Source organism: Kribbella catacumbae DSM 19601 (assembly GCF_000372465.1).
Lineage (GTDB): Bacteria > Actinomycetota > Actinomycetes > Propionibacteriales > Kribbellaceae > Kribbella > Kribbella catacumbae.
The window spans coordinates 37010-60300 of the sequence record NZ_AQUZ01000055.1; the positions used below are offsets into that span (position 1 = coordinate 37010).

Below are 23291 nucleotides of genomic sequence, written 5' to 3' on the forward strand. Positions count from 1 at the left end.
CGTACTATGTCACTGTGAGGCCGCAGCCACAATCGCTCCCCCTGAAGTGAGGCCTCATGCAGCTCAGCAGACGAACGTTCCTCGGTGGCGGCCTGGCCGCGGCGGCGGTCGCGGTCACCGGTACGCCCTTGATCAGCGGCTGCGCGGCCGGCAAGAAGAATCAGGCGGCCGCCAACCTCGCGGTGAAACTGCCGACGTACACGCGCTTCACCGGCGTGAAACCCGACCTGCCGGGCACGGACCTGGTGCTGGACGGGTTCCTCAAGTACCCGGCGAACCCGCTGAAGGCGATCACCGACAAACCCGGTGACGGCCAGCCGATCACCTTCATGACCAACATCCCCGGCGCGATCCCACCGGCGGCGGACAAGAACCAGTTCTGGCAGGCGCTGAACGAGCGGCTCGGCTCCGAGCTGCAGATCAGCATGGCGTCGAACGACGAGTACAAGGACAAGTTCGCCACTCGCGTCGCAGGCGGAGACTTGCCCGACGTCATCAACATCCCGGTCGACACCGTGCAGATTCCCGGCCTGGTGAAGGCCAAGTGCATGGATCTCACCGAGCAACTGTCCGGTGACGCCGTGAAGAAGTACCCCTTCCTGGCGAACATCCCCACGCAGTACTGGAAGGGCTGTGTCTTCAACGGCGCCATCTACGGCGTACCGGTGCCGCGGGGGATGTCGCGGACGTCACTGCCGCTGTATCGAGCAGACCTGCTTGCAGCCAAGGGCATCAAGGACCCGGCACCGAAGAACTTCCAGGAGTTCTTCGACTTGGCCAAGGAGATGACCGCGCCCAAGCAGAACAAGTGGGCCTGGACCCGGGTGCCGTTGTCGACCATCCGGCAGATGCTCGAGGTGCCCAACGTCTGGAAGGAGGACGGCGGCAAGTTCAGCTCGACGTACGAGCACGAGGCGCAGCTCGAGGCGCTCGAAGCGGCCCGCAAGATGGTCGCCGCCGGCGTGATCAACCCGGACGCGTTCAACGACAAGGCGACCGCACGCAAGCAGTGGTTCAACGGCGGGATCGCCGCCTTCGACTACGACAGCTTCGTCGCCTGGAACCAGTACTACGCCGACAACACGACCGACGAGGCGTTCTCGGTGAACACGCTCGACGTCCCCGGCTTCGCCGGCGGCCAGGGCGCGCCCTGGATGGGTTCGGCGCTGAACAACGTCACCGCGTTCAGCAAGGACAGCAAGCACTCGGTCGAGACGTTGCTCAAGATCGCCAACTGGATGGCCGCGCCGTTCGGCACCGAGGAGTACCTGTTCCGCAAGTACGGCGTCGAGGGCCGCCACTACTCGCTCGTCGGCACCGACCCGGTACCGACCAAGACCGGCGTGGTGGAGACCGGGATCGGCCTGCAGTACGTCAGCGACTCCGCGTTGGCCCTGTACTGGTCAGGCAAGCCGGACGTGCCGCGCAAGCAGCACGCGATCCAGGAGAAGGTCGCACCACGACTCACCTTCGACGCGTCGTACGGGCTGTACTCCGACACGCAGTCGAAGAAGCAGACCCAGCTCACGAAGACGATGACCGACCTGGAGAACCAGATCGTGCAGGGCAAGAAGCCGGTCGCGGACTGGACCGCGGCGGTCAAGACCTGGAAGTCCTCGGGCGGCGACGCGATGCGGACCGAGCTGGAGAAGGCCTTCACCGACGCGGCAGGAAAATAAATGCTGCAAGGCACCAAGGCGAAGCCGCAGCAGCAGCTGTCACTCGGTCAGCGACTGTTCCGTGATCGAGTGCTGCTGCTGTTCGCGCTGCCCGGTACTGCGCTGATCGTTGCCTTCCACTACGTTCCACTGCTCGGCAACGTGATCGCGTTCAAGGACTACCAGCCGTTCCTGGGCATCAATGGCAGCGACTGGGCCGGCTGGGCGAACTTCTCAGTGATCTTCACCGGCGACCCGGCCTTCCTGCAGGCGTTGAAGAACACGCTGATCCTGACCACCCTGCAGTCGGTGTTCGTGTTCCCGGCGCCGATCCTGCTCGCACTGCTGCTGAACTCGTTGTTCTCCGAGCGGATCAAGCGGATCGCGCAGAGCATCCTTTACCTGCCGCACTTCATGTCCTGGGTGATCGTGGTCGCACTGTTCCAGCAGATGCTCGGCGGCAGCGGGCTGCTGAACAACTACCTCAGATCGCACGACCTGGCCACGCTCGACATCATCGGGAACTCCGAGCTGTTCCACGTCCTGCTGACGTCGCAGATCATCTGGAAGGACACCGGCTGGGCGACGATCCTGTTCCTGGCGGCGCTTTCCCAGATCGACTCGCAGCTCTACGAGGCGGCGAGCGTGGACGGCGCGAGCCGGATGCGGCAGCTGTGGCACGTCACCATGCCCGGGCTGCGCGGAATCATCATCCTGCTCTTCATCCTGCGGCTGGGCGACTCACTGACCGTCGGCTTCGAGCAGATCATCCTGCAGCAAGCAGCAGTAGGACGCGACGTCAGCGAAGTACTGGACACCTACGTCTACAACAACGGCGTGATCGGCGGGGCCTGGGGCGTGGCCGCGGCGGTCGGTCTGGTGAAGGGCATCGTCGGCGTCGTGCTGGTCCTGGCGGCCAACAAGGTCGCGCACATCTTCGGAGAGCAAGGGGTGTACAGCCGATGACCCGCCGAATCGTCAATGGCGTGCAGATGCCTTCGTGGCCGATGCGAGGGTTCAAAGGCCTTGTGTTGCTGGTGTTCTGTGCTGCTGTCATCATCCCGTTCGTCGCGGTGATCTCGACCAGCATCGCGCCGAACAAGCAGGTCACCGACTCCGGCGGCCTGGTGTTGCTGCCGCGATCGGTCGACCTCGGCGCCTACCAGTCCCTGTTCGCGGGTGGTGTGGTCACGCAGGCGTTGTTCGTGAGCATCTTCGTCACCGTGATCGGCACACTGCTCAGCCTCACGGCGTCCTGTCTGCTGGCTTACTCGCTGGCGCGGCCGGGCTTCACCGCCGGACGGCCGATCCTGCTGGTAGTGCTGTTCAGCATGTTGTTCTCGCCCGGCATCATCCCGACGTACCTGGTGGTGAAGGGCGCCGGCCTGCTGGACAGCATCTGGGCGCTGATCGTGCCGACGATGGTGAGCGCGTTCAACGTGATCGTGCTGCGCGCGTTCTTCGCCAACCTGCCGGGTGAGATCACCGAGAGCGCCCGGATCGACGGCGCCGGCGAGCTGAAGACCTTCGCCTACATCGTGCTGCCGCTGTCCAAGGCGGTGCTGTCGGTGATCGGGCTGTTCTACGCGGTGGGCTACTGGAACGCGTTCTTCTCCGCCCTGCTCTACCTCAACGACAGCAAGCTCTGGCCGTTGCAACTGGTACTGCGAACGTACGTCATCAACGACACCCAACTCGGCAGCGCCGAACTCGGCACCGAGCAGCTGCCACCCCAGTCCTCGATCCAGATGGCCATCCTGGTCGTCTCGATCGTGCCGATCCTGCTCGTCTACCCGTTCCTCCAGCGGCATTTCGCCAAGGGCGTGCTGACCGGCGCGGTCAAGGGCTGAGGTAGGGGATTGCCCAGGGCAACATCAGGGTTCGGCCTGGGCCCTTCCCGACGCTTCGGCCAGTACCGTCGAGGGGTATGGGGACACAAGCATTGGAGCGGGTGGAACTGGTCGGTGAACGGGGGAGGTCCCCATCGGGACCTGCACCAGTTTTGTGGAGGGTGGTGCGAGAAGCAGTCCTGCTGGCGACCATGTTCCTGATCTACAGCGCCGGCCGTCAGTTCGCTGCCAAGCACACCGGCTCCGCCTTCGACCATGCCCGCGAGGTGCTCTCCTGGCAGAACTGGCTGCACCTGCCCAACGAGTCAGCGATCCAGCAGGCAGCGCTCCAGACCCCTCATCTGGTCGAGTCAGCGAACCTGTACTACGCCTCCGTGCACGCACCGCTGACCGGCGCGGTGCTGATCTGGCTGAGCATCTGGCGCCCGAAGGCCTATCCGCAGGTGCGCTGGACGGTCGTGGCGCTGACCGGCCTGGCCACGATCGGGCACATCCTGTTTCCGCTCGCGCCGCCCCGGATGATGCCTGGCTTCGTCGACACCGGGCTGCGGTTCGGCCAGTCGGTCTACGGTCCGGACAGCTCCAGCGGGGTGGCGAACCAGTTCGCCGCGATGCCCAGCCTGCACGTCGGCTGGGCCGCGCTGATCGCGCTGTCGATGATCCTGATCACCCGGACCAAGTGGCGCTGGCTGTGGCTGCTGCACCCGATCATCACGATCGGCGTGGTGGTGGTGACGGCGAACCACTACTGGCTGGACGGCATCGTCGCCCTGATCCTGCTGGCCGTCTGCCTGCCACTGCTGCTCCGGCCCGGACTGCGCAGCGACAGGCCCGAGCTGGATAAATCAGTCGCCCGGGAGTTGGTGCTCAAGTAACGTGGCGGGGCTTCCCTGACCCACGACCGCTTTGCGGAGGTCCTGTCATGCCCCCTGACGACCCGATCCTCCACGCCGAGAAGACCTACCTCAGTACTTCGCGCGCAGCGCTGGCCCGGATGCGGGAGAAGACCGGCTCGCTGGAGATCGCCAGCGCCGACCGGGTCAACACCGAGTTCCTCAAGGCCGCGATCTGGCGGCGGATGAAGGAACTCGAGGACGACCCCGACGTGCCGCTGTTCTTCGGCCGGCTGGACTACCTGCAGCCGGCTCGGGAGACCTTCCACATCGGCCGCCGGCACGTGAACGACGACGCCGGCGAACCGCTCGTGGTGGACTGGCGGGCCGAGATCTCGGTGCCGTTCTACCGGGCCAGCAAGACCGAGCCGATGGGCGTCGGAACCCGCCGCCGGTTCGGTTTCACGCACGGCGAGATGACCGCGTTCGAGGATGAAGACCTGACCTCCGCCGCTCCCGAGCAGCACAGCAACATTCTGGACGCTGAGATTGAGCGCCCCAGGTCAGGCCCGATGCGCGACATCGTCGCCACCATCCAGCCCGAGCAGGACGTGATCGTCCGCGCCGGGGTCGAGGACACCATCTGCGTCCAGGGCGCACCGGGAACCGGGAAGACCGCGGTCGGGCTGCACCGGGCGGCGTACCTGCTCTACGCGTACCGCGACCAGCTCAGCCGGGCCGGCGTCCTGGTAGTCGGCCCGAACGCGAGCTTCCTGCGCTACATCGGCGACGTGCTCCCCGCGCTCGGCGAGATCGAGGCGAAGCAGACCACGGTCGAGGAGCTGGTCGCCCGGGTGAAGATCGCCGGGCCCGGTCCAGCCGCCCTGGACGTGCTCAAGGGCGACGCGCGGATGGCCGAAGTACTGCATCGCGCGGTCTGGTCCCAGGTCCAGTTCCCTAAGGAAGCTTTGGTGGTTCCTAGGGGATCTCACCGATGGCGCGTAGCGGCATACCAGGCTGAGGAGTTGGTCAACGAGCTGCGGACCCGGGGCGTCCGCTACGGCGCCGGGCGGTCGATGCTGCCGCAGCGGCTCGCACATGCAGTCCTGCTGCGGATGGAAGCCGCCGGGGACTCCCCCGACGACCGCGTGCAGGACTCGGTGGCCCGGAGCCGTCCGGTCAAGCAGTACGCCGAGGCGCTGTGGCCGCTGGTCGACCCGGCCAAGCTGCTGTTCCAGCTGTTCACCGGCGCCGACCTGCTCGCTGAGCACGCCTCAGGGATCCTGACTCCTCACGAGCAGACCATGCTGCTGTGGGAGAAGGCGCCCAGATCGGCCGGAGCCGCGAAGTGGTCTGTCGCCGATGCCACCCTCATCGACGAGATCGCCGACCTGGTCGACCGGACGCCCAGCCTGGGACATGTCGTACTCGACGAGGCGCAGGACCTGTCGGCGATGCAGCTCCGGGCGGTCGGGCGCAGGTGCTCGACCGGCTCGATGACTGTGCTCGGCGACATCGCGCAGGGCACGACACCGTGGGCGACACCCTCTTGGGACGAGGCACTCGGGCACCTGGGCAAGAGCGGCGCCCACACCGAGGAACTGACTGCCGGCTTCCGCGTACCGGGTCAGGTGATCGAGTACGCCGCCCGCCTCCTGCCGCAGATCGCTCCCCACCTGACCCCGCCGACGGCGGTACGGCGGGCACGCGGTGAGCTGACCATCACGCGAGTGCCCGAGAGCCTGGCTGCCGCGGTGGACACGGTCGGCCAGGTGTTGGACCGGCCGGGGTCGATCGGGCTGATCGTGCCCGACGCGCTCGTCCCGGCGGCCCGGAAAGCCTTGCAAGACAAGGGTTTGAGCTTCGCGGTACTGGGCGACGAGGATGACGTCGACGCCCACGTGGACGTAGTACCGGCCGGGCTGGCGAAGGGTCTGGAGTTCGACCATGTGGTCCTGGTCGAGCCGGCTGGGATCGTCGCGGGCGAGGCCGACGAGCGGACCGGCCTGCGCCGCCTGTACGTCTGCCTGACCCGTGCTGTCACCTCGCTGGCCGTCTTGCACAGCGAGGACCTTCCTAGGGTCTTGATCGGCTGACCGATCCCCAACCGCAAGGCAGAGGTGTGCCGATCGAGCGGTCACCGTTGTGGTGGGACTGGCAGACTGTGGCGGTGGTGGTCCTGCGGATGAGATGGAGCGAGCTGCTTCCCAGCTCCGCTCCGCTGGCGGACGACCTCGTCGCCAGGTACGTCGAGCGGACCCGTCGCGCGTACCGCGACCAGTACCTCGAAGCGGTCCTCAGCACGCTCGATTCGCTCATCCAGCTCAGCACCGATCCGACCTCGGTCCGGCTCGCGGCCTGGTTTCACCGCGCCGTCCACCAGCCGGGCGGAGGGCCGGCCGAGGACGCGGAGTCGTCGGCCCGGCTGGCCGAGCGCCTGCTGCCGGAGTACGGGGTGGATCCGATCCGTGTCGCCGAGGTCGCTCGGCTGGTCCGGCTGACCGGCGAACTGGTCACACCACCCACCGACTCCTATGCGCCACCCCGGCGAGACGCGAACGGCGACGTACTGCTTGACGCAGTCAACGGCATCCTGGCGACGGCTCCCTCCCGGTATGCCGCCCATGCCTCCGACGTACGCCGGGACGCGGGTGACCGCGCTACCGCCATCGGACGCCGGTACGACGAAGTACGGCAACTGCTCGACGGGCACCTGTACCGGACGCAGCTGGCTCGGCAGCGGATGGGTGCGATGGCTCGCGCCAACCTAGAGGCCGAGCTTGCCGGGCTCGACAGTGAGCTGCCTGCACCGTGGCGGGGGTGGCAGCAGGCGGCACTAGCGGCCACTGCGACCTTCTCGGCTGTGGCGGCTGCAGTCGCCTCTATTGCCGCCGCGGGGGCTCCCTGGCAGGTCCCGGTGGTAGAGCCGGAGGCTGGATGGCCGCCCGTTGCTCTGGCCGTCTTCTCGCTCTTCAGCGCTCCGGTGCTCTTCCGCTCGGCCCGCAGTGCCAGCCAGCGCTCCAGGCTGATCGCGGGCGCAGTGGTCGCCGTCGCGGTCACAGGGCTGCTGGTTGCCTGGGCCAAAGTCCCAGTGACCAACCCTGCGGTCGGTATCGGCCTCCGGGTGCCACTGGTCATCTCAGCACTCCTACTACTCCTAGCAGCCGGTACTGCGGCCCTGGTCGCGTCCCTACTGCGCACTAAGGCCGCACGCTTCCTGCCTTCCCGGAATCTCGGGCAGCAGCTGGCGTGGCTCGCAGTACCGGGCGTGATCGCTCTGCTTCTCCTACTGGTCGTGCAGCCGCTGGCCCGGGGCTATGTGCTGGGCTCCAACGAGCGATCGGAAAGCTCACGGCGGCCGGCTGAAGCCAGGCCGGAGTCGGTGATCGACGGCAACGTCGCGTGGGTCAGCCGCGCGTTGACCAGTGCGGGTGCCGAGGAGGCAGTCGGGACGAAGTACGGGATCGCTGTTCCGCGGCAGAGCGGGGTCGTGGAGATGCTCGACGCAGCCACTGGGGAGCTGCGGTGGCGCTACAGCAGGTCCGACTCGGATGAGAAGCCGGACATCGTCGCAACCGGCAACGGCGAGTACGTGCTGGCTGAGTTCGCCGACATCGGCTACCTGCTGCTGGACGCGGACACCGGCAAGCGGAAGGCCGCCTGGCCCGGGGGCACCCGGGACCAGAACATCCAGCAGGCCGATCCGCTACTGATGGGCCAGCGGGTCTCCGGTGGCTCCGACAAGTTGTCCGGGTTCGATCCGGACGGCGGCAACCGGTGGACCTTCGAGCCGGGCCGCTGCACCGACATCGGAGCAGTGGCGACTTCGGACACGGTGGTCACCTTCCTGGGGCACAGCTGCGGGTCCGAGCCGGACGAGGTCGTAGGGCTGGATCTGGAGAGCGGGAAGAAGCTTTGGAGCAAGGCGCCGGACACCATGTACCGCCGGCCGGTCGTCGTCGGCGGGCTGGTCGTCGTGGCCGAGCCGGGCGGCGATTCCGACGTACCGGCGGCGCTGGTGGGTATCGAGCCGCGGACCGGCGAGACGAAGTGGCGGTGGCCGGTGCCGCCGACCTGGTCGTGCCGGACGCTGCTGAAGGCGGCCGGGCGACTCCTGCTCGTCGTAGACTGTCCGGGACCAGACGCTCGGCAGAACACCAAGACAGTGGTCACGGCGATCGACGCGGTGACCGGTCAGACCGCGTGGCAGACGGTGGCACCCGTGAGCCCTCGGACCAGAGTCACCGTGACCGCCGATGCCCGGGTCGTCTCCCTGACCGGCCCCTCCAGCGACTGCTGGGCGAACGTCATCGACCGAACCGGCTATCGCAAGGTCCGCCTGCCCGCCGGCATCTCCTGCACGCGGGACCCGGTCGCCATCGGCAACCTGATCCTCACCTCAGGGCCGGCGGGCGTCATCGCCCTTCGCTGAGCTGTTCCTCCGCCAAGGCCAGCAGCTCCACTACTCGGGTGCCGAAGATGATGTCGACCGGGTGGGAGTCGCCGGACTCGGCGGCGGCTACAAGCTCGGTTGCGGCCAGTGCGAAGGAGTCGACGGCTGGGGTGTCACTGGGCGGCAGGATCGCAGTACCGGTCTCTCCCCAGATGCCGGTCTCGAAGTTGCTGCCTTCGGGCGGTGCTGACAGCGACAGGCTCGCCGTACTCGTCGCTCCGGACTCGTGGGTGAGGACCAGGTGGACGAGGTCGCCTTCGCCGCCGACTGCGCGGAGGTCGGCGATCGGGCCGAGCAGGCCGCTCAGGTTGGACAGTGCGTGCGGGCCGACGTCCCAGAGGGCGCCGCGCTGCTCACGCCGCCAGGGTGACTCGCTGAACGGGTTGCCGGGCGCGTCGAGCGACGCGAGCATCCGGGACCAGCCGCCCTTCCAGCCGCCGGTCGCCTGGACCTGGTCGAAGAAGGCACGGGTCGCCGGCTCGAAGCGGCCGGTGAAGAAGACGACCGAGGCGATTCCCTCGTTGGTGACCTCCTCGGCGAGCGCGCGGGCGTCGTCGAGCGAGTCGGCGACCGGCTTGTCGAGCAGCAGGTGCTTGCCGATGGCAGCGGCTTCGAGCGCCATCGACGCCTGCACCTTCGGCGGCACCGCGAAAGCGACCGCATCCACGTCTTCGAGTAACTCTGCGTAGTCACTGTACGAAGTTGTCTGGAGGTCTGTAGCCAAAGCGCTTGTTTTCCTTGGGTCCCGGCCCCAGACACCCACCAATTCGACGTCTTCGGCGGCCTTCAGACCGGGGCCATGGGTGAGTTGGGCCCACGGGCCGGTTCCGACCAAACCAAAGCGCATGGTGTCCTCCTTGTGACGAGCCGATATCGCTTTGGCCACGACCCTAACCGGGAACCCCAGATCGGTCGGTGAGGGCCGTCAGCGGGTGCGAGACTCACCGCCATGGACCTGCGCGACCAGTGGAATCGCCTGCTGCCGCACGCGCAGCCGTTGGGCGATGATCTGCTGGCTCGTTACGCAGAGCAACATCGCGACTATCACGACCAGCGGCACCTGACCGAGATGCTCGAGACCATCGACGAACTCGCCCGGTACGCCGACGACGCCGACGCGGTCCGGCTCGCCGCCTGGTTCCACGACGCGATCTACGACCCGCAGGCCGAACCCGGTGAAAACGAGGAGGTCTCGGCCCAGCTCGCCGAGCTCGAACTGTCGGCGTACGGCGTCGAAGCGCCCAGAGTGGCCGAGATCGGCCGGCTGATCCGGCTGACCGCCAAACACGACTGCGAGCCGGGCGACGCGAACGGCGCGGTCCTGTGCGACGCCGACCTGCGCGTGCTGAGTCTGTCCGCGACCCGGTACGACGAGTACGCCGTCGGCATCCGCGCGGAGTACCAGCACATCGAGGACCGCGACTTCGCCCGCGGACGGATGACGTTCCTGCAGGGTCTCGCCGAGACATCCCTCTACGCGACCAGCCACGGTCGCGAGCACTGGGAGCAGACGGCCCGGGAGAACGTCCGTCGCGAGCTGAAGCTGTGGGGCCCTAAGGCGGCCCGTCCGATCGCCGGGCTGATCCCGATGATCTACCTGGGCGCCGCACTCGGTGTCGTGGTCGCAGCCTCCGTACTACTCGGCCGCGGCCTCGGCGCAGCTCCACGCTGGCCTGCCGCGCCGGACGAGATCAACGGCTTCCCCGTCTGGGCACCGATAGCCGGTACTGCGGTTGCTGCCGGACTGACGTGTGCTTGGTTCCGGAGGGCTCAACCGCGGCTGGTGACGATTCCGGCGATGGTGTTCGCTGCCGTCGGTGTGATCGCCATCGGGATCTGCTGGTGGCGCTGGCCAGCGGCTCAACCCGGCTCTGCCATGAGTGAGCGCTGGCCGTATCTCATGCTCGCCTCTATCGCTCTACTGCTCGCCGGGGCGCTCCTCGGGTTGGCACGGCGGCTGCGGATGGCTCCGCCGTACGCGCTGTCTCCACCGCGAGCGCTGAGCCTTGGCGTGACCGTGGTGTGCGCCTCGCTGCTCGCTTGGATCGTGGTGTCGGCTGGTGAGCCGTTCGTGCAGGCGCGCCTGGAGACTGCGAACACCGTGAGCACCGAGGCCACCATGCCGCCCGGCGTACGGCCGGTGCAGCTCGACGGCAGCGTCGCCTGGAGCCGCGAGGTGCCCGCGACGGGTGCTATCGCCGGGACCGTGGGTGGCGTGGCCGAACTGCGGTCGGACGGAGTAGTGATGTCCGACGCGACCACTGGGCAGATCCGGTGGCGCTACACCCGGGCAGACGTCGACGACGCCGCGTCTAGTGGCTCCGAAGGGCTGCTGGTCTCCAGTGACGGCCGGACCCTCGCCGCGCACTTGCCCTACGACGGTGCTCACGCTCCTAGCGGGATCGACTTGCCGACGTACGCAGTACTGGATGCAGAGTCCGGCAAGGTGCTCACCGAGGTCCACACGGACGGCACGGCCCTGGCTGTCGACGCGAACCGGCTGCTGGTGGCAGAGGGCCGGGACGTCGTCGCGCATGGGGTGAGCAGCCCGACCCATTGGCGGGCGCGGCTGAAGTGCACAGTGACGCAGGGCGTCCTGCTGAATGACCAGGCGGTCGTCGTGGACGCGTGCGGCGGCAACGGCGCCGTACTGCGTGGGCTGGACCTTGTGGACGGCGACCAGCGCTGGGAGGTCAACCTCGGCGTCCGGTTCGACCTGAGCGCCGAGCTGGACCCGAGCACGTGGATCGGGGAGCTTGTCGCCGTACCGGATACCCGCGAGGTCTCCGGGCTCATCTGGACCGGTGCGGCCGGCGGGACACTGCATCAGTGGTCAGTAGACGTCAACGAAGGCCGCATCCTTTGGACCAGCCCAGTGCCCGGTACGCCGAGGCCGCGGCTTGGGCGTTCGTCCTGTGACGCGCAGCTGGCCGCAACACACGCCTCCATCGTGCTGGTGACTTGCCGGACGAGCACCGAGGTCGGTGAGGACCAGACGTACGACGTGTCCGCGCTTAGCCCGGCGGACGGCACACCGCAGTGGCACCACCTGCTGCCCGTGCCGCCGAAGCTCCAGAAGCCCGAGTTCCCGCGTGACGGCTTCGGGCTGCTGCCCGATGGCCGGGTGGTCACACTGATGCCCCAGCCCGACGGCAGCTGTGCTCCGGTGATGGTCGGCACTACCGGCGTACAGGCTCGGCCTCTTGTGCCAGGCGCGACAGCAGCTTCGGTGGCCGATACCAAGAAGGTCACCTGCAACAAGCCAGCCGTCACGGTGGCCAGCGGCCGCCCCGTCTTCAGCGACGGCACCCGCCTCTTCGCCCTGAACTGAGCGGGGCATTAGCTAGGGTCGAGGGCATGCGACGAGCCCTCCTTGCCGCCCTGACCGCGCTACTGCTGACCAGCTCTGCCTGCTCCTCAGACCCCGACCCTGTGGCAGCCCCGGCGCCCACCTCCACCACCCCCAGCACCACACCCACTCCAACGCCTGCGCCGGCGCCGGCGTTCGCAGTACTGGAGAAGCAGTACTCCGCGAGGCTCGGGGTGTTTGCGCTGGACACCGGCACCAACCGCACGATCACCTATCGCGCCGACGAGCGCTTCGCCTTCGCCTCCACCTTCAAGGCGCACGCGTGCGGCGTACTGCTGGCTCAGGACAAGGACCTCGACAAGCTGATCCGGTACTCCGCATCCGACCTGGTCGCCAACTCCCCGATCACCGAGAAGCACGTCCGTACCGGCATGACGCTCCGGCAACTGTGCGACGCCACGATCCGCTACAGCGACAACGCGGCGGCCAACCTGATCCTGACCGAGCTTGGCGGGCCGAGCGGCTTCCAGGCGGGGCTCCGGAAGCTGGGCGACACGGTGACGCGGTCGGACCGCGACGAGCCAGAGTTGAGCGAAGGCAAGCCCGGCGATCTCCGCGACACCACCACCCCACGCGCCCTCTCCACCACCCTGCAGAAGCTGACCCTGGGAGAAGCGCTCCCGCCGGCCAAGCGCGCGCTGCTGATCGGCTGGCTGCAGACCAACACCACCGGCGACAAGCTGATCCGCGCCGGCGCTCCCAAGACCTGGAAGATCGGCGACAAGACCGGCAGCGCGGGCTATGGCGGCCGCAACGACGTAGCCATCCTGTGGCCCCCGAACCACGCACCGATCATGCTGGCCGTCATGTCCACCAAAGGCGTGAAGGACGCAAAGCGGGAAGACGCGCTCATCGCCGCCGCCGCGAAGGCCACCCTCACGGCACTCGGCTGGCCTTAGTCTTTGGAGATGGAGTTGACGGCGGCCGCAATGATGGCGGCTCTGCGGGAGCAGGCTAAGCCGGGCGAGGTGGTGCACAAGCATTACCACGGCTCGGGCGAAGTGCTGGGTGTGCCGATGCGGGCCACCTTCGACACTACGAAGACGTTCACCACCATGGAGTTCGCGGAAATCGAGCGGCTGCTGGACGAGTCGTCGTACGAGGGGCGGCTGGCCGGCTTCTGCGTGCTCGACTTCAAGGCGCGGGCCAAGAAGACGGCGGATGACGAGCGGCAAGCGGCGTACGAGCTGTATCTGCGCCGCCACGAGGCCATCGACACCTGGGACATGGTCGATCGCGCGGCACCGCACGTAGTCGGGCGCTACCTCCTGACCCGCAAACGGGACCCACTCTTCAAGCTCGCCCGAACCACCGACCCACTGCGCCGACGTACGGCGATCACCGCACCCCTGTACTTCGCCCGCTTCGGCACCTCCGCGGACCTGGCCGACCTCTTCGCGATCGCCGAACTCCTCCTCGATGACACGGATCCAGTGGTGTCGAAGCCAGTCGGTATTGCCCTCAAATACGCCGGCGTGCTGGACGAACCGGCGCTCAGAAGCTTCCTCGACCAGCATGCGAGCGCCATGCAACGACCCACCTTGCGGTACGCCACGGAGAAGCTGAAGTAGCCGGGAATTCCGTTGCCCCTGGCAGCGTTCATCTCTACCGTGATGCTCATGTTCCGCGTGGATTCAGCTGCGTACCTGTCAGGCACTTGCCTGTCAGGCGCTGCCGCGTGGACGTCAGAGGATTCAGCTCTGCACACCGGCGCGCGAAGCCGACCCTCCTCCTGCTGAAGCAGGACCCGCGGAGGAGGGTGGCACGCAACCGGCCCCCTCCGACCGCTGAGCACCAGCTGGTACGGACGGCGGGCCCTGGGGTCCTGGCTCTTCGAATCTTCTGACCAGCAAGGGATAAATCATGGCCAAGAGCCAGTTCGTGCGGACCAAGCCGCACCTCAACATCGGCACCATGGGGCACGTCGACCATGGCAAGACCACGCTGACCGCCGCGATCACCAAGGTGCTCGCCGAGCGCTACCCGGACCTCAACTCGTTCGTCGCGTTCGACGGGATCGACCGGGCGCCCGAGGAGGTCCAGCGCGGGATCACGATCAACATCTCGCATGTCGAGTACGAGACCGCCAACCGGCACTACGCGCACGTCGACATGCCCGGGCACGCCGACTACGTCAAGAACATGATCACCGGCGCCGCCCAGGTGGACGCCGCGATCCTGGTCGTGTCGGCCCAGGACGGTGCCATGCCGCAGACACGGGAGCACGTGCTGCTCGCGCAACGCGTCGGGGTGCCGTACCTGGTGGTCGCGCTGAACAAGGCGGACGCCGTCGACGACCCAGAACTGCTCGACCTGGTCGAGCTCGAGGTCCGCGAACTCCTGTCGGAGTACGGCTTCCCGGGCGACGAGGTACCGGTCGTGCGTGTCTCTGGTCTGCGTGCGCTCGAGGGCGACCCCGAGTGGATGAAGGCCGTCGGCGACCTGCTCGACGCCGTCGACGACTACGTGCCGGTCCCGGACCGTGAGCTGGGCGAGCCGTTCCTGATGCCGATCGAGAACGTGCTCACCATCAGCGGCCGTGGCACCGTCGTCACCGGCGCGGTCGAGCAGGGCTCGCTGCGGCTCGGCGACGCCGTGGAGGTGGTGGGTCTCGGCCCGACCGTCACCAGTACGGCGATCGGGCTGGAGACGTTCGGCAAGTCGCTGGAGTCCGCCGAGGCGGGTGACAACGCGGCCGTCCTGCTGCGTGGCATCAAGCGCGACGAGGTCCGTCGTGGCCAGGTGGTGGCGCTGCCGGGCAGCGTGAAGCCGCACCGGCAGTTCCGGGCGCAGCTGCATGCGCTGTCGACCGCCGAGGGTGGCCGGCACACGCCGTTCGCCGCGGACTACCGGCCGCAGTTCTATTTCCGTACGACGGACGTGTCCGGCGGGATCGACCTGGGTGAGATCGCCCTGGTGATGCCGGGTGACACGATCGAACTCGGTGTGGAGCTGGAGAAGCCGGTCGCGATGACGGTCGGCCTCGGCTTCGCGGTCCGCGAGGGCGGTCACACCGTTGCCGCGGGAACGGTCACCGAGCTACTCGATTGAAGTGAAGGTGCCCCAGGCTAGTTGCCTTGGGCACCTTTCACTGTGCGGCGAAAGCGTCGATCAGCTCAGCCATCGGTACGCCGGTGAGCGGGCGCTGCAGCTCATCCAGGTACTGCGAGATGGCTGGCAGTGCGTCGGTGTCGTTGACGAGCATGACGGCGGCCCACTCATCGGCCGGTGACAACAACATCGCCGCGCGGTAGTCCGTGAGGCGACCGTTCATGTACATCATTCCTGCCGGACCCAACGCCCATCCGAGGCCGTAGCTCAGCGGCGTCGACACTCGCGGCGTGGAGACCTCAGCCAGCAACGCCTTGTCCCGCAGGAGAAACTCACAGAAGGACAGCAGATCGGGCACAGTCGACCACAGCCCACCACTAGGCCGACGAGCGCGCGGATAGTCGCCGGACGTGAAGGCGGTCGCCTTCAGACCCGCTGCCGAGATCAGCGCCTGGAGACCATCCTCGAAAGTGCCTCCGGTCAACCTTGCAAGCAGCGCGCCGGCGAGGAAATAGTTCCCGTTGTAGTAAGCCCACCGCTCCCCCGGCGGATATTCCTGCCCGCCCTGCACGACCAGCTTCGCCGCGGCCAGGAACACGTCATCGGTCTCACCCAACGCCGCGGCATCAGCGGCATTCACCGTCTGCTTGAGTCCCGAAGACTGCGACAGCACCTGCTCCACGGTCAGCAGCGTGTCAAGCTCAGGCAGGAGCTCAGCCACCGGCATATCCAGCGCAAACCCCTTGTCCTGCAAGGCTTTGACGGTCGCCGCCGCCGTCAACGTCTTGGTCAGCGACGCGATCCGGTACTGCGTACCGACAGTAACCCCGGTCACCGCCGTCTCACGCTGGCCGCGATGCGACACCCCGACCACCGCGCCCAGACCGGCGAAGCCCGTCAGCTCCATCTCAGCTGCCCTTGCGATGCCGCAGCCCGGACGCGATCAGCCGCTCCACGATCACCCGGCTGGACACCGGGACGGCACCCGCCGCCACCAGATCGTCGTACAGGTCGGACGGTACGTCGTAGTGATCGCGGTCGAAACCTCGGGCGGGGATGCCGGCCTTGCGTGCGAACTCGTGCAGTTCGTCGTACGACTCGTCGCTGACCAGGTGGGACCACAGGCGATTGTGAGCCGACCAGGCCGGTGGGTCGATATAGATCATGCCTTCTCGTCCTGCGCGTCCAGCAGGTTGCGCCAGGCGCGGACGAAGCGTGCGTTCACATACGCCTTCGTCCACGAGCCGTCCTGCCGCACCGACGACCCAACATGGAACCGCCGGACGCCGGCGCCGTACAGCCATGGCACGTGTTCCGGGCGGAGCGAGCCGCCGGCCATCATCACCTTCGCGATCTGCGGGTCCTCCTTGGCGAGCTCGAGCAGGTCGTCCAGCCCGTGCTCGACGCCGAGCGACGAGCCCGCGGTCAGTACGCAGTCGAGGCCGGGCAGACTCCGCAGCGCGCGCCAGGCCTTCCGCTGCTCCAGCACGTGGTCGACCGCCCGGTGGAACGTCCACGGGGTGTCGGCGAACGTGCTCGCGAGCGCGGCGATCGAGTCTGCGTCGACCTCGTTGTCCGGCGTCAGGAACCCGAACACGAAACCGTCGGCCCCGGCCGAGAGATAGGACTGCGCCATCGCCGTCAGCCGGTTCAGCTCGGCGCCGTTGGTGCCGAACGAGTCCGACAACCGCAACATCACCCGCAACGGCAGATCGGTGACCCGGCGGATGGCGCTGACGGTCGACACCGACGGGCACAGGCCGTCGGCCTCCATCGAGGCGCACAGCTCCAGCCGGTCCGCGCCGCCCTCCTGAGCCGCTTCGGCATCCGCCGGATGCAAAGCGATGACCTCCAGCAACGAACCCATGCCGCCATCATCCTGCATCGGCCCACACCGCCGCCGGAAATTATCGGTTGCACTCTCCGGCCGCCTTCTGTATCGTTTTTCTAGAACGATTTAGAAGAACGATACAGAAGACTGCTCAGAGAGAGGTTCGGACGATGTCGCCGAGGGTCACCATCAAAACCGTCGCGCAGGCCGCCGGGGTGTCGCCGTCGACCGTCTCGAACGCCTACAACAAGCCCGACCAGCTGTCCGCCGCGGTCCGCGAGCGGATCCTGGCCAAGGCCCAGGAGCTCGGGTACGCCGGGCCTGACGCTTCCGCCCGCGCCCTGCGCAGCGGCAAGGCCGGTGCGGTCGGCGTGCTGTTCACCGACAAGCTCGCCTACGCCTTCTCCGATCCGTACGCGGTCGGCTTCCTGGCCGGCCTGGCCGAGGTCGCCGAGGAGTTCACCACCAGCCTGCTGCTGATGCCGCTCAGCTCGACCGACATCCAGGGCGGGACCAACGCGGTCCAGCAGGCCGCGATCGACGCGGCCGCGATCTTCTGCGTCGCCGGTGGTCACCCGGCCCTGGAGACCCTGAAGAACCGTGGCATCCCGATGGTCTCGACCGACCGCGGCGACCACCCCGACCTGTCCTGGGTGGCGATCGACGAAACCGAGGCGGCGGCCAAACTGGGCAAGCACCTGGCCAGACTCGGCCATCGCGAACTTGTCGTCCTCGTCGACAACGCCGAGGCGGCCGGCAGCCGGCCGGTCGAGCTCTCCCTGGACGAGGTCGGCTACACCGACTGCGAGCTGCGGATCCGTGGCCTGCAAAAGGAGATGCCGGATGCCCGGATCAGGCTCGTCTCGGGCGGGCACAACGCGTTCAGCTCGGGGCTGATCGCGGCCGAGTGGGTGCTCGACTCCCAGGACCGGCCGACCGCGATCGTCGGGCTGAGCGACGTCCTGGCGCTGGGCGCGATGGAGGCGATGAAGACCCGCGGACTGGTCCCCGGCCGGGATCTGAGCGTGGCCGGCTTCGACGACATCCCCGCGGCCGGGACAGCCGGGCTGACCACGGTCAGCCAGCCGATCAAGGACAAGGGCCGCGCCGTCGGCCGGGTACTGCTCGACCCGGCCACCACCGAGCGACAAGTCATGATGCCGACCGAGCTGGTCGTCCGCGCCAGCACTGGTCCGGCACCCCGCAACTGAATCCGTAACAACCCTGTACTGCCGACGGCCGTTCCGGCCGTGGGTTCTGATCACCACGCCCTCCGGAAGGGAGCACGACCATGACCTATTTCATCGCCGGCAACACCGCAGTGGAGAACGCGAGGTCCCTCGCCCAATCCGCTCTGCCGAACGCTCCCCAGGAGGAGTACTTCGAGCCGGCTCCGCGTCGCGGATTCGCCGTCCGCGCCCGGCTGTCCGCAGTACTGCGGAGCACTGCCGAGCGTGAGCTCAAGCTCGCCGACAAGCTCGACCCGGTCCGCCGGTGCGAGCCGCTGGCCGGCTGATCCACACACGCCTGGGGTTTTGTCGGTTCTGTCTGGCACTCTGAAGGGCGATGAACGAACCAGGCGTGTTGCTGACGGCCCGTGCGCAGGTGCTCCACGACCTGACCGCACGGGGATTCGACGACGCCGTCATGGTGTCCCTACTGGAGGACGCCGTCGCCGGACGGCAGTGGTGGCTGGACCAGTGGCCCGACGGCGCGGAGCACATCGCCGGCCTGGTCGCTCAGGATGTGCAGGACCGGCTGTCCGACTCCGGCGTCCGCTGGCCGCGCTGCACCGCCTGCGACGACCTCCACGACCACGAGCTCCGGATCGAGCCCGAGCTCGGCCCCGACCCGCACTGGGTCTGCGAACGAGCCGGTATCTCGGTCTCCGCTCTCGGCCACCTGACCTGACCCTGAGGTTTTCCCCAGGGCGATAACCTATCGCGCTACATGTAGACAAGCTACTAATGTGACCGCCATGAAGTCCCTGGTGGTCCTTAGGGTGGTCGCGGCGGTGCATGCCGTCACCGTCTGCCTGCAACCCGTCCTCGCGGGCGCCTATCTGAACGGGTCGAGTGCCGCGATGCGGATGCACGAGCCGCTCGGCCTCGGCACCGCCTTCGTCTCGCTCGGCCAGATGCTAGTGGCCACGATCTACTGGCGCTCCGGCGGCCGCGGCTCTGCTGCCCTGGTGACACTGCTGCTGCTCGCCGCGGAGAGTTTCCAGATCGGGATGGGCTACAGCCGTCAGCTCGCCCTGCATATCCCGGTCGGCATAGCGATCGTCGCTATCGCCTGTGCCTTGGCCGTCTGGACCTTCCGCCCGGCGGCAGCGGTTCGGCGTACGACACCGATCGAGGTGCCGGCATGACCGTGGCGCCGCCAGCTGCGGCCAAGCAGTTCACCTACCGCCGACCGAGGGTGACCTTGGCCTTGTTGCGGATCCCCCTGATCATCCATGCCGGGCTGGTCGTGGCGCAGCCGATTCTGGCCGGGTACTTCCTGTCCGGCGAGGCCGACGCGATGGCTGCCCACGGGCCGATCGGATCGTCGCTGTTCCTGATCGCGATGATCCAGCTCTTCGCCGCGATCCTGTACTTCTGGCCGGGCGGCGGCCGGGCGTGGCCCGCGCTGATCACAGTCGGGCTGATCGTTGCCGAGCTCACCCAGGTGGTCTTCGGCTACCAGCAGAACTTCGCCGTCCACGTGCCGCTCGGCACCGCGATCGTGATCACCGCCGTCTGGCTGACGGTCTGGTCCTTCCGCCCCGGCGCCCGCCGGGGCCGCCGCCAGGAGGTCAAGAAATGAAGATGTCCCGCCGTGGATTCCTCGGGGCGGCCGGAGGCACCGGCCTGGCACTGACCCTCGCCAACTGCGGTCTCGACGCCTCCCCCGGCCAGACCGCCGAACTCCTGACCAGCCAGGCGCCAATCCCCGAAGCCTTCAAAGTCCCTCTGCCGATTCCACCGGTGAAGAAGCCGCTCCGCACCCAAGCAGGGATCGACTACTACCGAGTCGTGCAGCAGAAGGCCTCGCTGGAGATCTTGCCGGGGCTGAAGACAGAGGTGCTCGGGTACGACGGCCTGCTGCCCGGCCCGACGTTCGACGTACGGAGTGGCCGGACGACTGTGATCGAGCAGGTCAACCAGCTCGACGTACCGACCGTTGTGCACCTCCATGGCGGCCACACGCCAGCAGCAAGCGACGGTTGGCCGCTGGACTTGCTGATGCCCAAGGGCGGGCACCATGAGCACGCCGGGCACAGCGGCATGACCGGTGGCGACGTGAAGACGGGCAGCAGGACCTACACATATCCGAATGCCCAGCGGGCCGCCACACTCTGGTACCACGACCACCGCTCCACAGGTCTACCGCGGACTCTTCGGACTCCATGTGATCCGTGACGCCGAGGAGGACGCGCTTCCGTTGCCAGGAGGCGATCGCGAGATCCCGCTGCTGCTTGCGGATCGAGCCTTCGCGGCCGACGGCTCCTTCCTCTACCCGGCTGCGAAGGACGGGCCCGGCGTCGAAGAGAAGTACATGGAAGGCGTGATCGGCGACGTCATCCTGGTGAACGGGGCTCCCTGGCCGGTGCTCGAGGTGGACGCGGCGCGCTACCGGTTCCGCATCCTGAACGCGGCGAACGCCCGGCGCTTCGAGCTCGCCCTGGATCCGGGTCCGGCGAAGTTCATCCAGATCGGCAGCGACGGCGGGCTGCTCGGCGCGCCTGTCGAGCACGAGACGCTCGTCGTCGCCCCGGCCGAGCGATTCGATGTAGTTGTGGACTTCTCGCAGTACCAGCCCGGTACTGAGGTCACACTGCTAAACAAGCTCGACACCGGGCGCACTGGACAGGTGATGCGTTTCAAGGTCGCCCGCAAGGCCACGGATGACAGCAATGTGCCTGCCAAGCTTTCGGCGTACGCCGCTGTCCCTGAACCGTCAGGTCTGGTCCACCGGCAGTGGCGATTCCGCAGAGGCGATGCCGGTCACCACAAGGGCTGGACGATCAACGGCAAGGCCTTCGACCCCAAGAACATGCAGGCCTCGGTCAAGCTCGACCAGTACGAGGTCTGGTCCTTCGTGACCGACGTGCACCACCCGGTGCACGTCCACCTCGCCCCCTTCCAGGTACTGCGAAGAGGCGGCACCAAGCCCGGCCCGTACGACGCCGGCTGGAAGGACACGGTCGACATCCGGCCGGCCGAGGTGGTCGAAGTACTGGTGAAGTTCACCGCCCACAAGGGCAAGTACCTCATCCACTGCCACAACCTGGAACACGAGGACATGGCCATGATGGCCGCCTTCGAAACCAGCTGACGCTTCCAGGCCTTGACCACGGCTCAGCCGTCTGCTTATAGTCAACGCATCAGTTGATCAACGGAATGGTTGATAAAGATGTCGGTTGACGAGGAAGCCTTGGATCGGGCATTCACCGCCCTAGGCGACCCGGTACGCCGGGCGCTGATCGCGCGGCTGTCCCGGGGTGAGGCGACGGTGAACGAGCTGGCCGAGCCGTTCGAGATCACCAAGCAGGCGATCTCGCGGCACCTCCAGGTGCTCGAGGCCGCCGGCCTGATCACCCGCAGCCGCGACGGCCAGCGCCGGCCCTGCCATCTCAACCCGTCCGCCCTGGAAGACCTGACCAGCTGGATCGACGAGTACCGGCTGGCCTCCGAGCGCCGGTTCCGCCGGATCGACGCCGTTCTCGAAACCGTGAAGGAGTAAGACCGATGAGCACCAACCCGACCATCATCACCGCCCCCGCCGGTACGCCGTTCGTCTCGGTGACGCGCGACTTCGACGCCACCCCGGCCCAGCTGTTCCGGGTCCAGACCGACCCCGAACTCGTCGCCCAGTGGCTCGGCCCGCGCGACATGGAGATCACGATCGACGAGTACGACGTACGCCCCGGCGGCCGGTACCGCTACATCCACAAGGGCGAGGACGGTACGGAGTACGCGTTCCGTGGCGTCTTCCACACCGTCGAGCCGGACACGCTGGTGATCCAGACCTTCGAGTGGGAAGGGGCGCCCGGCCAGGTCTGCCTGGAGAACGCCACCTACGAGAAGACCGAGGCCGGAGTCCGCCTGCACCAGCACTCCGTGTTCCCGTCGGTGGAGGCCCGCGACGCCATGGTCGAGAGCGGCATGGAGTACGGCATCAACGACGCGATGGACCGCCTCGCCGAACTACTCGCGGCGGACAACTCATGAGCACCGTGGTGGTGGACATCTCGATGTCGCTGGACGGCTACGTCACCGGCCCCGACGTGGACCTGGAGCATGGTCTCGGCCGCGGCGGCGAAGTACTGCACACGTGGGCGATCGAAGGCGACGCGGCCGATCGCGCGATCCTGGACGCGAGCTACTCCGCGACCGGCGCGGTGATCCAGGGCCGCACCCTGTTCGACTTCATCGACGGCCCTACGGGCTGGGACGACTCGATGGGGTACGGCGCGAAGGCCGAGGGTGACGAGCGCCCGCCGATCTTCGTGGTCACTCACGAGCCGCCCGCCAAGACCCGGCTCGGGGACCGCTTCCGCTTTGTCACCGACGGGCTGGAGAGCGCCGTACGGCAGGCGCAGGAGGTTGCCAATGGCAAGGAAATCGTGGTGATGGGCGGTGGCGAGACCTGCTACGGCTTCCTGGCCGCAGGCCTGGCCGACATCGTCCGCCTGCACGTGGCACCCGTCGTGCTGGGTGCCGGCACCCGGCTGTTCCCAGCGAATGCCTCGGCCCGCGTCGACCTCGAACTCGTCGACACCATCTCAACACCGGCAGCCCAGCACCTCACCTACAAGGTCGTGAAGTGAGCCGGGTCATCGCTTCCGCAGCCGTCTCCCTGGACGGATACATCGCGGACACCGCCGATGCCGTCGGGGCGATCGAGTCACCCACTTGCACTACCGAATCCAGTAGAGGCCGCCGACGCGCGCACGGCGAGGCGCCGATTTGGCACGGAGAGTAATCGAACATATGCCCTATGTCGCTTAGGGTGGATATGGTGAGCGGAGGCTGGGTGCGCCTTTGGGGTCGGTGTGCTGGCGCTGCTGGGGGGCGTGGCCGTGGTGTCGGGTGAGGTGTTCGCGGATCAGTTCGGCCCAGCGGGTCTGGTTGGTCCAGCCGTTGCGGCGGGCGGCGATGAGCTTCAGCAGGGCGTCGGTGCGGACCTTGTTGGTGAGCTTGGCGGCGCGGTCGCCGATGGTCTCGTCGAGCTGGTGGAAGAACTCCTCCAGTGCCCCG

25 protein-coding genes are annotated in these 23291 nt (G+C 67.5%); 20 read left to right on the forward strand and 5 right to left on the reverse strand.

The window, feature by feature from the left end; genetic code table 11:
• Positions 1–56: 56 nt before the first annotated feature.
• The 6 genes from A3ES_RS0136935 (at position 57) to A3ES_RS0136960 (ending at position 8773) form a co-directional block, all read left to right on the forward strand.
• Positions 57–1679 (forward strand): type 2 periplasmic-binding domain-containing protein, encoded by a 1623-nt coding sequence (locus A3ES_RS0136935; RefSeq protein ID WP_020391875.1) that lies wholly within the window; start codon positions 57–59, stop codon positions 1677–1679.
• The gene (locus A3ES_RS0136940; protein WP_020391876.1) at positions 1680–2624 is read left to right on the forward strand and encodes an ABC transporter permease; all 945 of its coding nucleotides are present in this window, start codon (positions 1680–1682) and stop codon (positions 2622–2624) included.
• Positions 2621–3508: a carbohydrate ABC transporter permease gene (locus tag A3ES_RS0136945; RefSeq protein ID WP_020391877.1), complete on the forward strand. Its 888-nt coding sequence runs from the start codon at positions 2621–2623 to the stop codon at positions 3506–3508. The genes A3ES_RS0136940 and A3ES_RS0136945 overlap by 4 nt, the downstream gene beginning before the upstream one ends.
• 164 nt (positions 3509–3672) lie before the next feature.
• Positions 3673–4383: a phosphatase PAP2 family protein gene (locus A3ES_RS0136950; protein ID WP_020391878.1), complete on the forward strand. Its 711-nt coding sequence runs from the start codon at positions 3673–3675 to the stop codon at positions 4381–4383.
• Positions 4384–4430: 47 nt separating this feature from the next.
• On the forward strand, positions 4431–6437 hold the full coding sequence (locus tag A3ES_RS0136955; protein WP_020391879.1) for a HelD family protein: 2007 nt from the start codon (positions 4431–4433) through the stop codon (positions 6435–6437).
• A gap of 26 nt (positions 6438–6463) precedes the next feature.
• Positions 6464–8773: an outer membrane protein assembly factor BamB family protein gene (locus A3ES_RS0136960; RefSeq protein WP_020391880.1), complete on the forward strand. Its 2310-nt coding sequence runs from the start codon at positions 6464–6466 to the stop codon at positions 8771–8773.
• Here A3ES_RS0136960 and A3ES_RS0136965 read toward each other — a convergent pair.
• Positions 8757–9641 (reverse strand): Gfo/Idh/MocA family protein, encoded by an 885-nt coding sequence (locus tag A3ES_RS0136965; RefSeq protein ID WP_026163553.1) that lies wholly within the window; start codon positions 9639–9641, stop codon positions 8757–8759. The two genes, A3ES_RS0136960 and A3ES_RS0136965, sit on opposite strands and share 17 nt — an antisense overlap.
• 102 nt (positions 9642–9743) lie before the next feature.
• On the opposite strand from A3ES_RS0136965, the gene A3ES_RS0136970 reads away from it, so the two are divergent.
• From A3ES_RS0136970 to tuf, 4 genes are all read left to right on the forward strand, one after another.
• Positions 9744–12125 (forward strand): PQQ-binding-like beta-propeller repeat protein, encoded by a 2382-nt coding sequence (locus A3ES_RS0136970; RefSeq protein WP_020391882.1) that lies wholly within the window; start codon positions 9744–9746, stop codon positions 12123–12125.
• Between the two features lie 26 nt (positions 12126–12151).
• The gene (gene bla / locus A3ES_RS0136975; protein WP_040456404.1) at positions 12152–13063 is read left to right on the forward strand and encodes a class A beta-lactamase; all 912 of its coding nucleotides are present in this window, start codon (positions 12152–12154) and stop codon (positions 13061–13063) included.
• Positions 13064–13072: 9 nt separating this feature from the next.
• Positions 13073–13735 carry a DNA alkylation repair protein gene (locus A3ES_RS0136980; RefSeq protein WP_020391884.1) on the forward strand — a complete coding sequence of 221 codons (663 nt, stop codon included), beginning with the start codon at positions 13073–13075 and terminating at the stop codon, positions 13733–13735.
• A 292-nt stretch (positions 13736–14027) separates the two neighbouring features.
• A complete protein-coding gene (gene tuf / locus A3ES_RS0136985; RefSeq protein WP_020391885.1) occupies positions 14028–15215 on the forward strand; it encodes an elongation factor Tu in 1188 nt (395 codons plus the stop codon).
• A 37-nt stretch (positions 15216–15252) separates the two neighbouring features.
• Here tuf and A3ES_RS0136990 read toward each other — a convergent pair whose 3' ends face one another.
• Genes A3ES_RS0136990 through A3ES_RS0137000 form a run of 3 tightly spaced genes read right to left on the reverse strand, consistent with a single transcriptional unit; the run spans position 15253 to position 17082 of the window.
• Positions 15253–16122: a serine hydrolase domain-containing protein gene (locus A3ES_RS0136990; RefSeq protein ID WP_020391886.1), complete on the reverse strand. Its 870-nt coding sequence runs from the start codon at positions 16120–16122 to the stop codon at positions 15253–15255.
• 1 nt (position 16123) lies between these two features.
• Positions 16124–16381, reverse strand: a complete 258-nt coding sequence (locus A3ES_RS0136995; protein ID WP_020391887.1) for a DUF4031 domain-containing protein — start codon at positions 16379–16381, stop codon at positions 16124–16126.
• A complete protein-coding gene (locus A3ES_RS0137000; RefSeq protein ID WP_020391888.1) occupies positions 16378–17082 on the reverse strand; it encodes a copper homeostasis protein CutC in 705 nt (234 codons plus the stop codon). Before A3ES_RS0137000 ends, A3ES_RS0136995 begins: the two co-directional genes overlap by 4 nt.
• A 134-nt stretch (positions 17083–17216) precedes the next feature.
• Here A3ES_RS0137000 and A3ES_RS0137005 point away from each other — a divergent pair, with 134 nt between their 5' ends.
• The 10 genes from A3ES_RS0137005 to A3ES_RS0137045 all read left to right on the forward strand — a co-directional run bounded on the left by A3ES_RS0137005 (position 17217) and on the right by A3ES_RS0137045 (position 22861).
• Positions 17217–18257 (forward strand): LacI family DNA-binding transcriptional regulator, encoded by a 1041-nt coding sequence (locus A3ES_RS0137005; protein WP_020391889.1) that lies wholly within the window; start codon positions 17217–17219, stop codon positions 18255–18257.
• Positions 18258–18337: 80 nt separating this feature from the next.
• The gene (locus tag A3ES_RS0137010; RefSeq protein WP_020391890.1) at positions 18338–18562 is read left to right on the forward strand and encodes a hypothetical protein; all 225 of its coding nucleotides are present in this window, start codon (positions 18338–18340) and stop codon (positions 18560–18562) included.
• A gap of 50 nt (positions 18563–18612) precedes the next feature.
• Entirely contained in the window at positions 18613–18957 is a 345-nt protein-coding gene (locus A3ES_RS0137015) for a hypothetical protein (RefSeq protein WP_020391891.1), read from the forward strand.
• Between the two features lie 67 nt (positions 18958–19024).
• Positions 19025–19417, forward strand: coding sequence for a hypothetical protein (locus A3ES_RS49755; protein ID WP_020391892.1), 393 nt, complete (start codon positions 19025–19027; stop codon positions 19415–19417).
• Entirely contained in the window at positions 19414–19854 is a 441-nt protein-coding gene (locus A3ES_RS0137025) for a hypothetical protein (protein WP_020391893.1), read from the forward strand. Before A3ES_RS49755 ends, A3ES_RS0137025 begins: the two co-directional genes overlap by 4 nt.
• Positions 19851–20450: a multicopper oxidase domain-containing protein gene (locus tag A3ES_RS56455; RefSeq protein WP_237745162.1), complete on the forward strand. Its 600-nt coding sequence runs from the start codon at positions 19851–19853 to the stop codon at positions 20448–20450. Before A3ES_RS0137025 ends, A3ES_RS56455 begins: the two co-directional genes overlap by 4 nt.
• A complete protein-coding gene (locus tag A3ES_RS56460; RefSeq protein WP_237745163.1) occupies positions 20440–21366 on the forward strand; it encodes a multicopper oxidase family protein in 927 nt (308 codons plus the stop codon). The genes A3ES_RS56455 and A3ES_RS56460 overlap by 11 nt, the downstream gene beginning before the upstream one ends.
• 78 nt (positions 21367–21444) lie before the next feature.
• A complete protein-coding gene (locus A3ES_RS0137035; protein WP_020391894.1) occupies positions 21445–21774 on the forward strand; it encodes an ArsR/SmtB family transcription factor in 330 nt (109 codons plus the stop codon).
• Positions 21775–21779: 5 nt separating this feature from the next.
• Positions 21780–22262, forward strand: coding sequence for an SRPBCC family protein (locus tag A3ES_RS0137040; protein ID WP_020391895.1), 483 nt, complete (start codon positions 21780–21782; stop codon positions 22260–22262).
• A complete protein-coding gene (locus A3ES_RS0137045; protein WP_020391896.1) occupies positions 22259–22861 on the forward strand; it encodes a dihydrofolate reductase family protein in 603 nt (200 codons plus the stop codon). Before A3ES_RS0137040 ends, A3ES_RS0137045 begins: the two co-directional genes overlap by 4 nt.
• 177 nt (positions 22862–23038) lie before the next feature.
• Here A3ES_RS0137045 and A3ES_RS0137050 read toward each other — a convergent pair.
• A partial coding sequence (locus tag A3ES_RS0137050; RefSeq protein WP_026163556.1) for a hypothetical protein occupies positions 23039–23291 on the reverse strand: 253 nt, incomplete at its 5' end.

Excerpts from the sequence above, each read along its gene's own strand:
- A3ES_RS0136940 (WP_020391876.1), top strand. The coding sequence starts at position 1,680 with ATGCTGCAAGGCACCAAGGCGAAGCCGCAGCAGCAGCTGTCACTCGGT.
- A3ES_RS56455 (WP_237745162.1), top strand. The coding sequence starts at position 19,851 with ATGAAGATGTCCCGCCGTGGATTCCTCGGGGCGGCCGGAGGCACCGGC.
- A3ES_RS0136995 (WP_020391887.1), bottom strand. The coding sequence starts at position 16,381 with ATGATCTATATCGACCCACCGGCCTGGTCGGCTCACAATCGCCTGTGG.
- tuf (WP_020391885.1), top strand. The coding sequence starts at position 14,028 with ATGGCCAAGAGCCAGTTCGTGCGGACCAAGCCGCACCTCAACATCGGC.
- A3ES_RS0137035 (WP_020391894.1), top strand. The coding sequence starts at position 21,445 with ATGTCGGTTGACGAGGAAGCCTTGGATCGGGCATTCACCGCCCTAGGC.
- A3ES_RS0136935 (WP_020391875.1), top strand. The coding sequence starts at position 57 with ATGCAGCTCAGCAGACGAACGTTCCTCGGTGGCGGCCTGGCCGCGGCG.
- A3ES_RS0137015 (WP_020391891.1), top strand. The coding sequence starts at position 18,613 with ATGAACGAACCAGGCGTGTTGCTGACGGCCCGTGCGCAGGTGCTCCAC.
- A3ES_RS0136980 (WP_020391884.1), top strand. The coding sequence starts at position 13,073 with ATGGAGTTGACGGCGGCCGCAATGATGGCGGCTCTGCGGGAGCAGGCT.
- A3ES_RS0136970 (WP_020391882.1), top strand. The coding sequence starts at position 9,744 with ATGGACCTGCGCGACCAGTGGAATCGCCTGCTGCCGCACGCGCAGCCG.
- A3ES_RS0136965 (WP_026163553.1), bottom strand. The coding sequence starts at position 9,641 with ATGCGCTTTGGTTTGGTCGGAACCGGCCCGTGGGCCCAACTCACCCAT.
- A3ES_RS0137040 (WP_020391895.1), top strand. The coding sequence starts at position 21,780 with ATGAGCACCAACCCGACCATCATCACCGCCCCCGCCGGTACGCCGTTC.
- A3ES_RS0137025 (WP_020391893.1), top strand. The coding sequence starts at position 19,414 with ATGACCGTGGCGCCGCCAGCTGCGGCCAAGCAGTTCACCTACCGCCGA.
- A3ES_RS0136945 (WP_020391877.1), top strand. The coding sequence starts at position 2,621 with ATGACCCGCCGAATCGTCAATGGCGTGCAGATGCCTTCGTGGCCGATG.
- A3ES_RS0137000 (WP_020391888.1), bottom strand. The coding sequence starts at position 17,082 with ATGGGTTCGTTGCTGGAGGTCATCGCTTTGCATCCGGCGGATGCCGAA.
- A3ES_RS0137005 (WP_020391889.1), top strand. The coding sequence starts at position 17,217 with ATGTCGCCGAGGGTCACCATCAAAACCGTCGCGCAGGCCGCCGGGGTG.
- A3ES_RS0136990 (WP_020391886.1), bottom strand. The coding sequence starts at position 16,122 with ATGGAGCTGACGGGCTTCGCCGGTCTGGGCGCGGTGGTCGGGGTGTCG.
- A3ES_RS0137045 (WP_020391896.1), top strand. The coding sequence starts at position 22,259 with ATGAGCACCGTGGTGGTGGACATCTCGATGTCGCTGGACGGCTACGTC.
- bla (WP_040456404.1), top strand. The coding sequence starts at position 12,152 with ATGCGACGAGCCCTCCTTGCCGCCCTGACCGCGCTACTGCTGACCAGC.
- A3ES_RS0136955 (WP_020391879.1), top strand. The coding sequence starts at position 4,431 with ATGCCCCCTGACGACCCGATCCTCCACGCCGAGAAGACCTACCTCAGT.
- A3ES_RS0137010 (WP_020391890.1), top strand. The coding sequence starts at position 18,338 with ATGACCTATTTCATCGCCGGCAACACCGCAGTGGAGAACGCGAGGTCC.
- A3ES_RS49755 (WP_020391892.1), top strand. The coding sequence starts at position 19,025 with ATGAAGTCCCTGGTGGTCCTTAGGGTGGTCGCGGCGGTGCATGCCGTC.